Here is a 15,624-nt window from a genome sequence, read left to right on the forward strand (position 1 = left end):
TGTACTATATGTCTGTTGTGGGTTGGCAAAATGATTACCCTTCACGCGGTGGCAGACTAGTTTCAACCGATGGAATTAATTGGAACTTAACGCGTGACAAAATGCAAATTGACCTTGGAAATGCCGGAACATTTGAAGATGATATGATATATAGGCAGTACATCGTTAATGTAAATGGCACGGAGTATTTGTATTATAATGCGAAGGACAAACAATCCGGATGGAACGAGAGAATAGGGTTAGCGAAATGGAATAATAGTATACCGCTAATAAATCCAGCGAAGTGGTCAAAAACATTTGGCGCCAATTATGCTGGAGGCGGCACATTTACCATAGATGCTGGAAGGTTGAAAACAATGGGTGTGGCGCCTTCCGGTAGTAGTCAAGTCTTACAAGGAAATGTCAAAATAAATACGCCTAACTATTCGTTTTCAGTAGATGTCACACCAATTAGCACATCGAAAGACAATTCATTGCATATTAGAAGCACTAATCTTAATAACTATTATTATGCGGGTATTGCATCTTGGGGAGGGAAGTATGCAATTGGAAAAATTGTAAATGGCGTTAATACGAAGTTAGTGTCTACGGGATTAGATTCACAAATAAGTTATAATACCACTTACAAATTAAAGTTAGTTGTATCGGGAACAACAATTCAACTTTATGACAACGGTACACTGGTGTTAACAGCATCGGACAATTCGCTTAATCCTTCATCTAGTTATGTGGATCTACAAACAACAAGTTCTGCGGGGCAAGCTTATTTTGACAATGTATCGGTTGATGACACAGGTATTTATGATCCAACAAAGTATTATAAAATTATTAATAAGCTGAGTGGTAAAGCATTATCCATCTCTGCCGGAGGAACTTCTAACGGAAGCCCTGCGATTCTATATGCTTTCGTTAATGCAGATGATCAACTATGGCAAATCGTCGATGTTGGAGGTGGCTACAATAAATTAATTAATAAGAAGAGCGGCAGAGCCCTTTCTATTGTCTCAGGAGGTACAACCAATGGTTCTCAAGCTCATTTGTGGGATTTTGTAAATGCCACAGATCAAAAATGGAGTATTAGTGCAGCCAGTACAGGATATTTTAAGATATTAAATCAAAACAGCTTACGAGCACTATCCTGTGTAAATGGTGCAATGGCCAATAATACTCTTCTTCACCTATGGGATTATCTTGGAAACAATCCTGATCAAGATTGGACGATTGTACCACAATAAAAAAATCTCTGGAAATTGTGAAGTATCATGAAATAGAATTCTTGCATAGCAAGAATTCTATTTTTCTTTGAATTGACTGTATAAGTAACAAATGGTACGCTCTTGATAGCAATGGAATGCAAGATATTGCAAGGGAGCTTATAAAATGGCAGATTCGAGAATAACAAGAGTAACGCTTAAGGATATAAGCTTAAAGACTGGTTATACGATAAACACAGTTTCTAGAGCTCTGAAGAATAAAGATGATATTTCAACCCAGACAAGAGAACTAATTCAAAAGACAGCTAAAGATATGGGTTACATAAACAACTCATTGGCCAGCTCTTTGAGATCAGGTTCAACAAAAACAATAGCTATCATATTAGGAGATATCTCTAATCCACATTTTGCAATTATGGTGAAAGAAATTGAAAAATCAATCAGAAAACATGGTTACGTTTCCCTAGTAATCAATACGGAAGAAAATAGTGAGTTAGAAGAGCAAGCAATCAACTCCGCTCTAGGAAAGCAAGTAGACGGGATTATTATTTGTCCAGTTCAAAAGAGTGTTGATAATATTGAATACTTAAAAAGAACAGGGATACCTTTTGTTTTACTTGGGCGAAGATTCGAGCGTACAGATTTCGATTATGTCATTTGTGATGATACCAATGGCGGGTATTTGGCTACGAAGCATCTTTTGGAAAAGGAGCACAAACGGATCTTGATTCTTAAAGGACCTGACTATATATCCAGCGCAAAAGATAGACTTGATGGTTATGTAAAAGCTATGAATGAGCATCATATGGAGATCGACAATGAACTGATTCAAGAGGTTGGTGTTGTCTCAGGCGACAGCAGGCAGGTTATAAAGAGAGTTTTAGATGAAGGCATCCAATTTACAGCAGTAGTCGCTTTTAATGATATGATGGCATGGGAAGTAATATATACCTTGAACAGAAGAGGGTATAAGGTGCCCGACAATATCGCAGTGGTAGGTTTTGATAACATACAGTCTAGATTCTTCTTTCCGTTTCCACTTACTACCATTGCCAATTCAAAAAGCAAAATGTCTAAACGGGCTGTGGACATATTACTCAAAAAAATAAATGATCCGAAATCACATACGATATTTAATGAAATTATTCAAACTCAGCTAATTGTAAGAGACAGCACCTAAAAGGATTCATCATAACCTGGAAGATCATGATAAATGACTTTCAGGTTTTTTTGCGTGGAAAAGGAATAGACATTACGAAATAAATTTGTTATTATTACATTAACAGTTACATTAACGTTAATTAAGTTTTTTTATGATGAGAGCGAAGCATCTTAATACTAGATTAGGAAGTGCGTTTAGAAGATGGAAGTTAAGAAAATCAAATTAAAGGATGTAGCCCTAAGGACAGGATTTACGATTAATACAGTATCCAGAGCTTTAAAAAATAAAGAAGAAATATCTTTATCTACAAGGAAAGTCATTCAAGAAACGGCTAAATTAATGGGCTATTTCGTAAATACAATAGCAAGTTCATTAAGATCAGGCTTTACGAAATCTATTGCAGTAATTATTGGAGATATTTCGAATCCTCACTTCGGGATTACGGTTAAGGAAATTGAAGTCCTAGCGCGGAAACGCGGATATACCATTTTTATTATTACCACAGAAGAAGATGATCATCTTGAAGAAAAGGCTATTCAGTCTGCTATCTCCCAGAATGTAGATGGTATTATTATATGTCCGACGCAACGAGGAATTGAAAACATTCACTTTCTGCAGAAAACGGGAATTCCTTTTGTTCTATTGGGCCGTCGATTTGAAGAAGAACATGACATTGATTATGTTGTGTGTGACGATGTAAATGGCGGGTATATAGCAATAAAGCATTTGTTGGATATAGGAAGAAAAAAAATCCTGTTTCTAAATGGACCCTCTTATATTTCTAGTGCTAGAGACCGGCTTCAGGGTTATAAATTGGCACTTCAAGAAGCTGGTGCTTCATTTGATCCTGCACTAATAAGGGAGATAGGGGTTACTGCGGGCGAATCTCGTAATGAAATAAAAAAACTGCTGCAGGATGGAATAGAGTTCGACGGCATTTTTGCTTTTAGTGATATGATGGCTTGGGAAGCAATCTATATGTTAAATTTAAAGGGTTTTAGTGTTCCTAAAGATTTCTCTGTGGTTGGTTTCGATAATATCCAATCACGATTCTATTTTCCAATGCTGCTAACAACTGTAAGCAACTCTAAAACCACAATGTCGCGAAGAACAATTGATATTTTACTTCGAAAAATAAAGGATCCGCTAATTAAAAACAAATTTTGTGAAGTTCTCGAAACTCGATTAATCATTAGAGAAAGTACATAACTTGGAGGATTAGATGATAAAGTTATTTGTAAGCGATATCGACGGAACTTTACTAGATAGTAATAAAAACATTAAAAAATCGGATATAGAAGCTATAGTTGCTATGAATGAATCAGGGATAGAGTTCTGTCTAGCCTCAGGTCGCATGTATAGTGAAATCATAAATATTATGAATCAGATAGGCGGGAATTATCATGCAGTCTGCCAGAACGGAGCTTCCATATATGATAAAAATGGTAAACTAATAGCCGCAAGGGTATTCAATAATACGATAATAAAATCGATTATTACTTCCGTTTTATTACTGTTTCCTGAACTTGTAACTATCACATGTACATCAAGCGATAATTATGTGATTGAATACAATAATGAAGCCATAAGAGTAGGCGAGAGGTTCTTAACTCCGTTAAAGGAAAATAGAGAGCTGCTTGAGGATATAGAAAAAGGTTCAAATATAACTAAATTATCTATATATGGAAATGTAATCGCTCTCCAAAAACTATTAAATTATCTAAATGAGAGATTTGGCGATAATATAACAGCCTTTTTTTCAGATCCGGATGGGATTGATATTATGCCTAGGAATGTAGATAAGGGATCGGGAATAGCCATTTTAATTAATTCTATAGGGATTTTTCCTGATGAACTAGCTTGTGTAGGAGATTCATTCAATGATCTTGCTATGTTTAACTGTACACCAAATAGCTTTGTAATGAACAAGAGTCATCCAGAGCTTAAGCAATCAGCAAAGTTTACAGTCATGTCAGTTGCAGAAGCTATTAAAACGGCAATAACCCTATAATTCATAGCAAAGACGTCATCGAAAAGGGATGGCGTATTTAAGATTGCCTTTCATTTTGAAGAGTTTATCTCATAATGCTGTGCAAACAAAAAAGTATTGACAATAATAAAGAATCGATGGTATCGTTTAATTAACGTTAATGTTAACATTAATGTTGTCGAAAATGAATGATCTAACAAGTATGCTAATTCTTATTTTACTTAGAGAGAGGACAGTGCATTAGTAATTTTATTCATGATAATGTATTCGCCAAAACAAAGCTATTCTCAAAAAAACAAAATGGAGGAAAAATGAAATGACAACTTTAAAAAACATACCTGAATCTATGAATATTCCTTTATTTATTGGAGCTGGAAAAATCGAATACGGGCAAAAAGCGATTCCCACTCCTGGACCAGGGCAGATTCTTCTGCAAGTGAAAGCAAACGCACTTTGCGGTTCCGATAGAACTCAATTCTATGATGGTTCAGAGACGACTCCAGGTCATGAAGCCTCAGGTATTGTGGCAGCTGTTGGGGAAGGTGTCCAAATAACTATTGGTACACCTGGAGTAGTATTTCTAATGGATTTCTGCGGTGAGTGTCGCAGCTGCAAGAAAGGGTTTACCAATCAATGTTTTAACAAACGGGCTGACTATGGATTTACACATGATGGGGGCTACACTCCTTATATAGTTGTGAATGAAAATGTATTCTATCCAACTGATCCTTCCATTCCGTTGTCAGAAGCAACAATAATACTGGACATTATGGGTACTGGCGGACATTCTATCAAGCGAGCTCAACTCGTTCACAAAGATATCAGTTCGATTCTGATCGCAGGTGCAGGTCCGATAGGTTTAGGCGTGCTTGCAATGGCTAAAATATTGCTCGGCAAAGAAATCCCAGTATTTATTATGGATTTTGTTCAGTATCGTTTGGATCTAGCTGAGCAAATGGGGGCGATTCCCATTCATCTTGGAAATAAATCTTTGGTTGAATCGATTCAAGCTGCGGGTTTTACGGGTATTGATGTTGCCATTGATACCAGTGGAAAAACTTCAGCTCGTCAGTCTTCTTTGGATATTTTAAACCAGAGAGGAGTGCTCATCTGCGTCGGACACGGGGAGGAATTGCACCTGAAGGTATCAAGCGACCTTATTGCGACTGAACGGAGTGTACTAGGCAGCGAATATTTTCAATACCATGAACTCGCGGAAAACCATGAATTGTTAAAACAACATTTACCCTACCTCAGCCAAATCATTACCCATCGATTTGGATTAGACCAAATTCAAGAAGCTTACGAGCTGTTCTTCCAAGGAGATACTGGGAAGGTGATTATCGAGCAATGACTAGACAAGGTAAATTGAAAGTAGCATTAGTTGGAGCTGGTGGAACAACAGACGGGAAAGGGTTATCAGGTGGATTCAAGTCTCCGGGTAGCTGGGGACACCAGCATGCGCGTATCTTCTCAACTCGACCTGATGTCGATTTTTGTGCGATCGTTGGACGTGATCCTGAGAAGACTCAAAGAAAAGCAATTGAATACGGTACCAACTCTTATACAAGCATTTCAGATATGCTGGAAAAGGAAACACCTGATTTAGTCAGCATGTGTCTCCCCAATCAGGACCATTTCAAAGCAACGCTGCAAGTCATTCAAGCGGGATTTCCGTTGTTGGTTGAAAAACCGCTTGTTTTCGATTTAAAAGAAGCGGATATACTTTTGAACGAAGCAGCGAAACGGAACCTATTTTTTGCGATTAACTTAAATCATCGCTTTGCAAAGCCTGTCCAGCTAGCCTATGATGCGATTAAGAATGGGAAATTGGGAGATCTGACTTTTGCGTCTTGGAGATTCGGAGGAGAGGGTGCAAGTGAACATCCTCATGCCAATTTAATCGAAACCCAATGTCATGGGATTGATATGCTAGAGTACCTATGCGGACCAATAGAATCCGTTATGGCGGAAATGACGGATAAGACAGGAGGCGGTTTCCGCACATTGTCACTGGCTTTGAAATTTACGAATGGGGCAGTTGGAAGCTTGATTGGAACCTATGATTCTTCCTATGCCTATCCAGATACCCAACGTGTTGAGCTAGACGGAACGAAGGGTCGTATTGTAATCCACGATACAGTTAAGCGCTATACGTACAATGGTTTAGGCAATGAACTCGGTGAAGTTTGGGAAGCAGGTTATTTTAACGATGAGGATCGGGATTTCCACCGAACTTTTGATAATCATATTGATAAGTTATTGCAAGCATTGCGAGCAGGAGAACAACCGCCTGTCCATGCAAAAGCGGGTTATCGTGCGTTATTGGTTGCCGATGCAGCAATACGTTCCTATCAAAGCGGGAGCCGCATTAAAATATAAAGAATAGGAGAATGACCGGTGACAAACTACAACTCAGATAGAGTACTTAAAACGACTTATAAATATCAGAAAGTATCCAATATTCCGGTATCCAATGTTAAGATTTCCGACAAATTTTGGGCACCTAAGCTAAAAGTATTACGAGAAGTATCCATAAAAGATATTCTAGATAAATTTGAAAGCGATGGTGCTTTTAGAAATTTTGATTTTGTGCGAGAAGGGAAGGGCGGGTATCACTGTGGTGAGCCTTGGTTTGATGGCCTAATTTATGAAACAATACGGGGAGTAGCGGATATTCTCGCTGTGGATTATGATGCAGAAACGGATCAGAGAGTCGATGAAATAATTGAGAAGGTTGCTCAGGCACAGGATGCAGTGGGTGACGGATATATCAACACATATACATTGCTAGACCGACCAAACCAACGTTGGGGTGACAATGGGGGTAATTTAAGATGGCAGCATGATGTCTATAATGCAGGATGTCTGGTTGAAGCAGGTGTTCATCACTATAAAGCGACAGGTAAAATATCATTGCTTGAGGTTGCGGTCAAATTTGCAAATCATATGAGCGAGTTAATGGGACCTTCTCCCAAACGGAATATAGTACCTGCCCATTCCCTTCCAGAAGAGGCATTACTCAAACTCTATCAGTTAGCAATGGATGAACCGAAACTGGCGGAGAAACTTAGCAGCCCTTTTATTGCATCGGAGTATCTAGATTTGGTGAAGTTCTGGATTGAAAACCGGGGGAATCATGAGGGGAGACCTTCGTGGGAGGCCTATTCACAAGATCATAAGCCTTTAATGGAACAGGACGAAGCCGTTGGGCATGCTGTTCGTGCAACCCTCTTATATACAGGATTAACCTCTCTTTATTTAACTACCGGTGAAAAAAAGTATGTTGAAAAAGCTAAGGAGCTCTGGAACAATATCTCCTATCAGAAATCGCATATAAGTGGTGGGATAGGAGCTGTACATCTGGAAGAAAAATTCGGCGAAGCCTATGAACTTCCCGATAATGGATATTTGGAAACGTGTGCAGCAGTTGGTATGGGTTATTTTAGTTGGAACCTTTTCTTGGCATCTGGTGAAAGTAAATATATCGATACGTTAGAAAACATTCTTTACAACATATTGTTAGCTGGACGTTCCATGAATGGTCATAAATATTCTTATGAGAATCCACTTGTCAGCAATGGCGCGCATAATCGCTGGGAATGGCATAATTGTCCGTGCTGTCCGCCGATGCTTGTTAAGATGCTGCCAGAATTAGCGTCATTCATCTATGCGTTCGATCACGAAGGGGTCTTCGTCAATCTCTATGTAGAAGGCGAAGCTGAGGTTACTATTGGGGACGTGAAGGTCCATCTATTGCAGAAAACGACTTATCCTTGGGATGGTTCGGTTGGAATTGTTGTATCACCTGCACAAGCTGCTTCTTTCAAAGTACGTACTCGAGTTCCCGAGTGGTGTGATAACTATTCGATCAAAGTTAATGGAGATTCAATAAATTATACGACCATCAACGGATATGCTGTTATCGATAGGGAATGGAAGAGCGGTGACGTGATCCAACTAGATCTTGTAATGCCCGTTATGTTAATCGAAGCCCATCCTTATGTGAAATCCCATGTTAACAAAGTGGCAATCAAACGAGGACCCATGCTGTATTGTCTTGAGTCAATGGACAATGAAAAGTATGTGATCAAGCGAGGAGCCGCTCAATATACTCGTGAGTCTCTAGATAAAGAGGGCACGAAAAGTAAGCTGCCGGTAGCTCCTGCTTTTGAATTGGAGTATTTGGATGACTTCTTTGATGGGGCAGTAATTATTCGTACGAAGGACGTAGAGGATAATGATATTACAGCAATTCCGTACCCTTATTGGAATAACAGATCGCGTGGCTCTATGACTGTCTGGTTGCAGCTAGAGAGGCCGATAGACTTGCTTGGATGGGAAAATCGACTATACAGGAAAGTAAAACCACATATTACGGATAAATAGGTATTAACTAATCTAAAAGGAGCTGTATGGTTTCGCAGCTCCTTCAAGAGTTCTTAAGTGATAAATTCTACGTCTGTGGCACTCCTGATCTGTTTCATAATGTCAGTATGATTTTGTCTTTGTAGATTTTTATGACGACATTATCACTGACTGACGAAAGTATTTTAAAAATGGTTGACAAAAATAAAGCATTAAGATATGTTGTTATTAACGTTAATGTTAATGTTAATGTTCATTCAGTATTCTAATGTAAAGTCATGATAAATGAAGGGGCGATGTCTGGCAGAATACTGAAAAGCTTATTTTTCATTATTTCAATTATGGGGAGTTATTTCACGATTACGATTTGAGCTTTTAAAAATTGGGAGGGACTTATAAATGAAAAGAACGATATCTCTTGTCATGGTAGTGTTATTCACGTTTTCTATCCTCTTAGCCGGTTGTGCTAGTAAAGATGAGAGCACACAAACCCCAGTCAGTTCTGTAAGCGTTTCCGATTCACCAGCAACTACAGCTCCAATAGCAACTACAGCTCCAACAGTTACTGAAGAAAAGAAGGAGCCAGTCACGTTAACCTACTCAGGTTGGGGAAGTCCTGGTGAAAGGAAAGCAACTCAAGATGCAATTAATGGTTTTATGAAGAAATATCCTTGGATTACAGTTAAATATATGAATATTCCAGATGAGAATGGCTCCTATGACACCAAGATGACAACAATGCTAGCAGCTAATCAGGCTCCAGATGCCGCCCTGTTCCATGGCAGTCTCGGATTGGTTTGGGCAGAACAGGGAAAATTGTTGAATATTATGGATTTTCTGAACAAGGATTCTGAAATAACTCCAGCTGATATTCTGCCTCAGGCATTCTATTGCTGGGAAAAAGAAAAATGTATGGGAATGAATGGTGCTATTGAGGCCTTTGGACTTTTCTACAATAAGGACATGTTCAAGGATGCAGGTGTTGCAGATCTGCCAACATCAGCTGACAAGGCATTGACTTGGGAGCAATTTGTTGAGGTCTGCCAGAAGCTTACCTTGGATACAAAGGGAAGGAATGCACTTGACCCGAACTTTGACTTTAAGAATATTAAACAGTTCGGAGTAAATTTCGGAACTTGGGCATACAATCAATTTGTTTATATGAATGGTGGCTCATTACTTTCCGATGATGGTACAACATTCAATTTGAATCAGCCTGAGGCAATTGAAGGTATACAGAAATTGTCCGACCTCATGAACAAATATCATGTAATGCCTTCCCCGGCTCAGCAGAAGAATATTGCAGGTGCAGCTACAGCATTGCTATCTAAGAAGGTGGCTATAGCTTTTGACGGTCAATGGGCTTTGCAGGATTTAACGATTGCTAAAGTTAATTTAGGCGTTGGCATTGTTCCTAAATTGAATAAAGTGGCGACTATGACACTGGGTGATCCACTTGTAATATTTAGTTCAACAAAACATCCTGAGGAAGCTTATCTGCTGCTTAAATGGTTCTGGAATCCTGAGAATACGTTAGATCTACAAAAAAGCGGGCTCTGGATGCCGATTCTGAAAAAGTGGTATACGGACCCGGCTCTTCTTGAAAAGTGGGCAAAGGGTAACGCGGCACATCCTGAAGGCTATATAGAAGCTATCGTAGACAATGCCTTTGCAAATGGTGTACCTTCACCGGACTATACGGTTAAAAATGTGCCTAATATCAATGCAATAATCGGACCAGCATTGGATAAGGTATGGCTTGGTCAAGAAACTGCTGAAAAGGCTTTAAATGATATTGCACCTAAAGTACAACCGCTAATCAAAGGTAAATATGAAAGACCTTAGTTGTTAGACTCAACTAGAGCAGCCGGGTTTGATTACCCGGCTACTTAATTTATAAAGGGTGTGAAGTTTGAATGGTTGATAAAAATATACAAAAACTCAATCTTGGTTCGAGTAAGCATCGCAAAAAGGAAAATTTTTACGGAATATTATTTGCTTCACCGGCAATTCTCGGCTATTCGCTTTTTGTATTTTTACCTATGATCATAAGTCTTATCTATAGTTTTACGGATTATGCAGTTGTGAATCAAACCAAGTTCGTCGGGTTGGATAATTATATCAATATGTTTTCCGGGGAAGATCCTTTTTTTTACAAATCTCTTGGGGTAACTTCCTATTATGTATTACTCAGTGTACCGCTTCAGATTATCTTTGCATTTTTTTTAGCTATTCTCCTGAATCAAAATATCAAAGGGAGGTCTATATTCCGGACTATTTTTTATTTACCTACGATTGTTCCGGTTGTTGCATCCTCGATGATTTGGTTGTGGCTCTATGACCCCGATCTAGGTGTTCTGAATAGTGTGCTTAGGACCCTTGGCCTGCCGACAAGCCAGTGGATATGGGCCGAGTCATCAGTCATACCCTCGTTAGCTATCATGAGTCTCTGGAGTATCGGAGGACAGGTTGTCATATTTCTTGCAGGATTGCAGGATGTTCCTGCCCATCTTTATGAATCTGCAGAAATAGATGGGAGTACATCCGTACAAAAGCTTCTGCATATCACAATCCCTTTGATGACACCGACGATATTCTTCAACTTAATTATGAATTTTATCAATAGTTTTCAGATATTCAGCCAGGCTTATATTATGACAGATGGCGGTCCGAATAATGCAAGCCTTTTTTATGTGTTCTATTTATACAGAGAAGCATTCAAATTTTCTAAGCTCGGAAGTGCATTTGCCATTGGTTGGGTTTTGTTTATGATCATACTCGTCCTAACTCTTCTGGTGCTCAGATCATCTTCCAAGTGGGTTTACTATGAAGGCGAGGTTAAATAATATGAAGAGAGAGACAAAGTTAACTAAATTCGTTATATATTTTATCCTTATTGTTGGCTCCTTCATGTGTCTGTTCCCTCTTTACTGGATTGTCAGAAGTTCGTTAATGGAAATGGCCCAAATTTTCGTAACGCCTCCAATATGGTTTCCAAAACCATTTGCTTTTTCAAATTACGTGGATGCATTAACAGCAATACCATTCTTTAAGTTTTTTGTGAATACTATGATCATTGTGGTTTCGGTCGTTGCGGGCTCAGTCTTAGCGGCTTCAATATGTGCGTATAGCTTTGCCCGGATGAACTGGACAGGAAGAAAATTATTTTTTATCCTGATTCTATCAAGCATGATGATGCCACATGCAGTGACGATGATTCCAACATTTATAGGTTGGAGTAAGATCGGGGCTACGAATTCTTTCATCCCTTTAGCATTACCGATCTGGTTTGGTGGAGGAGCATTTAATATTTTTCTTCTCAGACAGTTCTTTATGTCTATACCTAAGGAATTGGATGAAGCTGCTTTTGTGGATGGTGCGTCGTACTTTAGAATTTATAGCACTATTATACTGCCACTTTCGAAATCGGCATTAATTGTAGTTGGACTTTTTGCGTTTCTTGGATCTTGGAATGATTTTATGGGACCTCTTATTTATCTGAATGACGAGTCAAAGTTTACTCTTTCATTGGGACTTCAGTTATTTAAGGGAATGTATTCGGCACAGTGGCACTTAATGATGGCTGCTACAGCTGTGGTGCTTGCTCCTACGCTAATTGTGTTTTTCATCGGCCAAAAATACATCATTGAGGGTATATCTATGACAGGAATCAAAGGTTGACTATATAATTTCATTGGATGAAACTACGGGTTGGAGATCAGACTCTAGAGTTACAACTGGGTATGGATAGAGTTGCCAATCCATATCCTTTTGACTCTGATTGCGAGGTTGACCCCAAACCGCTAGTTCACTCCGAAAGGAGGGAAATTGCAATTATAAAATAGTCATTTATGAAAGCCCTTACATCAGAATAAAATTGTATCAGAATAACTATTTTAGGAGGAGAGATAGTGATGTCAATAGGGAAAAGGGTAATAAAAACTAGGTTAGCTATAATGCTAATAGCAGCCATGATGCTGCAAATTATGGTTGTGTTTTCATCTGTAACGGTTTATGCGGCAGATTACACAATCGGTTCGGATGGTGTAAGGACCTATAAGCTTGTTTTTGATTCAGGTCTAAATGGTTACAAATTGCAGCTGGAAAACAGTACAACGGCACTTTGGAGTTCTAAGGACGGTTCAGCAGGAATTCGTGTGCTAGATTCAAGTAACAATATTGGAAGCTGGCAATATAAGGTATACAGCAGTGTTACTGCAATTACGGGAGGGTATAAGGCTGATGTAAGCTTAACTACAGTTAACGGAAGTGTATTGAATATTACAGATACTTACAAGTTAAATAGTATTTGACATATGGCTCACACACATTGAAACTAATAGTTAGAAGTGATAAAAATCCTGCATCTGCCGGAACCTATGTTAATGTGGACAGATTGGTGACTAGTAAAAACTATCTCAATAATAACTCATCAGGCGGGACGAGCAAGGTAGTTTCGAATCCTGGTTTTGAGACTGGTGACTTTACAGGCTGGTCAAAAACGGCAGGAACCCATGTATATACAGAAAGCAATGGATCTCAGCATGAAGGGATGGATGGATTTATAAGGAGATAACCTTTAAAGTGCCCACGGGTAGTACCAGTGCCGATATAGGGCTTGATGCACCGGCAGTTACGACCGGTTCATTAACTTGGGCATGTATCGATGATCTAACTTTGACACTGATTACCCCCGTGAAGTATGAAGCGGAAAAGGCAGTCGTAATTAACGGAACGACTCAAACCAGCGTATCTGCCTCTAACGGTAAATATGTAAGTGGAATTGCTAATTCAGACAGCAGTGTTACTTACAGGGTAAATGTTCCTGCATCTGCAACATACACAATGAATATACGTTATGCCAACGGTACTGGAGCAAATTCTACAATGAATATGTCAGTTAACGAAGGAACAGCAACGGCAGTGACGTTTGCGCCGACAGCAGGTTGGGGGCAGTTTGTCGACAAGAGTGTAAGTGTGGTATTAAATCCCGGTGACAATTTGATTAAATTAGCTAAAGGGAGTACAGGGACTGTAGAGCTTGATTATATAGGCGAGTTCTTGGTATCAAGCCAGGCTTTAATAACAACTAGATATGAAGCAGAGAACGGAACGATATCGGGTGCTACAGTAGGGACTGCGTCAAATGCGTCAAATGCTCGTTATGTAAAGACCATTGACCTGAGCACTAGCTATGTCCAAATTGCAAACATTAACGCACCTACGGCAGGTACATACAAATTAACAATAGGTTATGCAAACGGAAGCGGAAGTACTTCAACACATACTATGACGGTTAATGGAGCCAGTGGTCCCACTGTTTCCTACCCCGTGACGGCTGGTTGGGGCAAATTTGGTTTGATAACGGTAAATGTGGCGCTAAACGCAGGCAATAATACTATAAAACTGCAAAAAGGCACTGGCTTTGCAGAACTGGACTATATAGAGGTTGCACAAACATTTTAACGAAAATATACGCCAAGCCTACGGTAGTGACCAGCTTGGCGTTTTTTCTTACTCTCTTTTATAGAGCCCTCATCAGAAAGACAAATCTTGATCGATAATCCCTCCATACATAATTAAAATTTTAGGAGTCTTTTTTGGTTCCAGAGATCGCCAGAACAAGCTGAGCTAAAGGAACAAATTGAACAGCTTGGCAGAAAATGCGTCATCATATCTTGTGATTTGGAAAACACAGAGCAGGTCAAGTCGGCAATACCGGAAGTTGTAAATCAATTCGGAGTTTGTTAACGGTGGATGGCGGTTGGCTTGGCCGTTAAAAAATAATGATTAATAGATTCTTTGACTGAATACGTGGAAATCAGATGATCAAAATTCATAGCGATATATGTGCAGCGGACCCTTATAAATTGGAGTCTGCTGTTTTTATAATAAAGATATAAAAGGTATTTTAAATTTGTAAGAACACTTGTGCGCAATTAGAAAAAAAGGTAAAATATAGATAAAGTTGTGGAGGTAGTGCGTTTGTAATCAAGCGAAGGGAGAACTAAATAATGAAACTATTGTTTGAATATAATTGGCAAGTCCGAAATGAATGGTTTGAGTGGTGTTCTCATGTTCCAAACGAAGTACTAATACATAAACGAATTGGTGGAGCGGGTAGTATTTTGCATACTTTTTTCCATATTGTAGACACAGAGTTAAGCTGGATTAGAGCCATAGAGGGTAAACCAGATATAGCACCCCAATTTTCGGATTACAATTCATTAGCACAAGTGGTGCAATTTTCTAAAGATTCTAATGAGGAAATAAAAGATTTTATTCTTTCCTGGTCAACAGAATTAGAACGTAAAACAGTCATGCCCTCTTGGATGGAGAATGAATCTTTTACAGCTGGAGAAATTCTGCGACACATTATTGCTCATGAAATTCATCATATTGGTCAGCTTTCCATTTGGTCAAGAGAGCTGGAGCTAAAACCAGTATCATCCAATTTTATTGGTAGAGGTCTATAATGATTGATATTCCAAGTGTTATTCCGCATAGATACCCATTTTTATTCGTTGATCGAGTGCTAGAGATTGAATCTGGGAAATGGGCAAAAGGGTTTAAAAACGTAACTAGGAACGAATGGTTTATTACCGAGGAGATTAATTATGTGCCTAGTATGATTATTGTTGAAGCTCTAGCACAATTAGGGGCTTTTGTTTCACAGAAGGGTGAGAAGGGACTGGGCTTCCTCTCCTCTTTTAAGGGAATTGAATTTCTAGGAAAAGCTTACCCAGGTGATCGAATAGATTTATATTATGAAGTGATAAAAAACAGAAGAGGATTTGTAATAGGCAGGGGAGAAGCTTCAATCGGAAGTACCGTTATTGTACGTGCAGAAGAGATTATGGTGTTTGTGCAATCGGAAAGGAACCTGTGAA

At 39.0% G+C, this 15,624-nt stretch carries 15 protein-coding genes; all 15 read left to right on the top strand.

Translation table 11 applies throughout. The features are described from left to right. Window positions 1-8 precede the first annotated feature (8 nt). The 15 genes from EHS13_RS11435 to EHS13_RS11505 all read left to right on the top strand — a co-directional run bounded on the left by EHS13_RS11435 (window position 9) and on the right by EHS13_RS11505 (window position 15,623). Window positions 9-1,235, top strand: coding sequence for an RICIN domain-containing protein (locus tag EHS13_RS11435; RefSeq protein ID WP_155700477.1), 1,227 nt, complete (start codon window positions 9-11; stop codon window positions 1,233-1,235). 145 nt (window positions 1,236-1,380) lie between these two features. Further along, on the top strand, window positions 1,381-2,394 hold the full coding sequence (locus EHS13_RS11440; protein WP_155700478.1) for a LacI family DNA-binding transcriptional regulator: 1,014 nt from the start codon (window positions 1,381-1,383) through the stop codon (window positions 2,392-2,394). Window positions 2,395-2,577: 183 nt separating this feature from the next. After that, window positions 2,578-3,585, top strand: coding sequence for a LacI family DNA-binding transcriptional regulator (locus tag EHS13_RS11445; RefSeq protein WP_155700479.1), 1,008 nt, complete (start codon window positions 2,578-2,580; stop codon window positions 3,583-3,585). A gap of 13 nt (window positions 3,586-3,598) precedes the next feature. Next, complete coding sequence (locus tag EHS13_RS11450) at window positions 3,599-4,387, top strand: HAD family hydrolase (RefSeq protein ID WP_155700480.1); 789 nt, start codon at window positions 3,599-3,601, stop codon at window positions 4,385-4,387. A gap of 295 nt (window positions 4,388-4,682) precedes the next feature. Next, complete coding sequence (locus EHS13_RS11455; RefSeq protein ID WP_155700481.1) at window positions 4,683-5,720, top strand: zinc-dependent alcohol dehydrogenase family protein; 1,038 nt, start codon at window positions 4,683-4,685, stop codon at window positions 5,718-5,720. Next, window positions 5,717-6,748, top strand: a complete 1,032-nt coding sequence (locus EHS13_RS11460; protein WP_155700482.1) for a Gfo/Idh/MocA family protein — start codon at window positions 5,717-5,719, stop codon at window positions 6,746-6,748. Before EHS13_RS11455 ends, EHS13_RS11460 begins: the two co-directional genes overlap by 4 nt. Window positions 6,749-6,766: 18 nt before the next feature. Beyond that, a complete protein-coding gene (locus EHS13_RS11465) occupies window positions 6,767-8,755 on the top strand; it encodes a glycoside hydrolase family 127 protein (protein WP_155700483.1) in 1,989 nt (662 codons plus the stop codon). A 378-nt stretch (window positions 8,756-9,133) separates the two neighbouring features. Next, complete coding sequence (locus EHS13_RS11470; protein ID WP_155700484.1) at window positions 9,134-10,579, top strand: ABC transporter substrate-binding protein; 1,446 nt, start codon at window positions 9,134-9,136, stop codon at window positions 10,577-10,579. Window positions 10,580-10,650: 71 nt separating this feature from the next. Further along, window positions 10,651-11,580, top strand: a complete 930-nt coding sequence (locus EHS13_RS11475; RefSeq protein WP_155700485.1) for a carbohydrate ABC transporter permease — start codon at window positions 10,651-10,653, stop codon at window positions 11,578-11,580. Between the two features lies 1 nt (window position 11,581). Beyond that, a complete protein-coding gene (locus EHS13_RS11480; protein ID WP_155705310.1) occupies window positions 11,582-12,415 on the top strand; it encodes a carbohydrate ABC transporter permease in 834 nt (277 codons plus the stop codon). 233 nt (window positions 12,416-12,648) lie between these two features. Continuing rightward, entirely contained in the window at window positions 12,649-13,047 is a 399-nt protein-coding gene (locus EHS13_RS11485) for a hypothetical protein (RefSeq protein ID WP_155700486.1), read from the top strand. Window positions 13,048-13,064: 17 nt separating this feature from the next. After that, entirely contained in the window at window positions 13,065-13,310 is a 246-nt protein-coding gene (locus EHS13_RS11490) for a hypothetical protein (RefSeq protein ID WP_155700487.1), read from the top strand. An 8-nt stretch (window positions 13,311-13,318) separates the two neighbouring features. Continuing rightward, the gene (locus EHS13_RS11495) at window positions 13,319-14,200 is read left to right on the top strand and encodes a CBM35 domain-containing protein (protein ID WP_155700488.1); all 882 of its coding nucleotides are present in this window, start codon (window positions 13,319-13,321) and stop codon (window positions 14,198-14,200) included. 548 nt (window positions 14,201-14,748) lie between these two features. Further along, window positions 14,749-15,210 carry a DinB family protein gene (locus EHS13_RS11500; protein WP_155700489.1) on the top strand — a complete coding sequence of 154 codons (462 nt, stop codon included), beginning with the start codon at window positions 14,749-14,751 and terminating at the stop codon, window positions 15,208-15,210. Further along, on the top strand, window positions 15,210-15,623 hold the full coding sequence (locus tag EHS13_RS11505) for a 3-hydroxyacyl-ACP dehydratase FabZ family protein (protein ID WP_155700490.1): 414 nt from the start codon (window positions 15,210-15,212) through the stop codon (window positions 15,621-15,623). Before EHS13_RS11500 ends, EHS13_RS11505 begins: the two co-directional genes overlap by 1 nt. Window position 15,624: the final 1 nt, after the last annotated feature.

The sequence above is a fragment of the Paenibacillus psychroresistens genome, from assembly GCF_009728935.1.
Classification (GTDB): Bacteria; Bacillota; Bacilli; order Paenibacillales; family NBRC-103111; genus Paenibacillus_AC; species Paenibacillus_AC psychroresistens.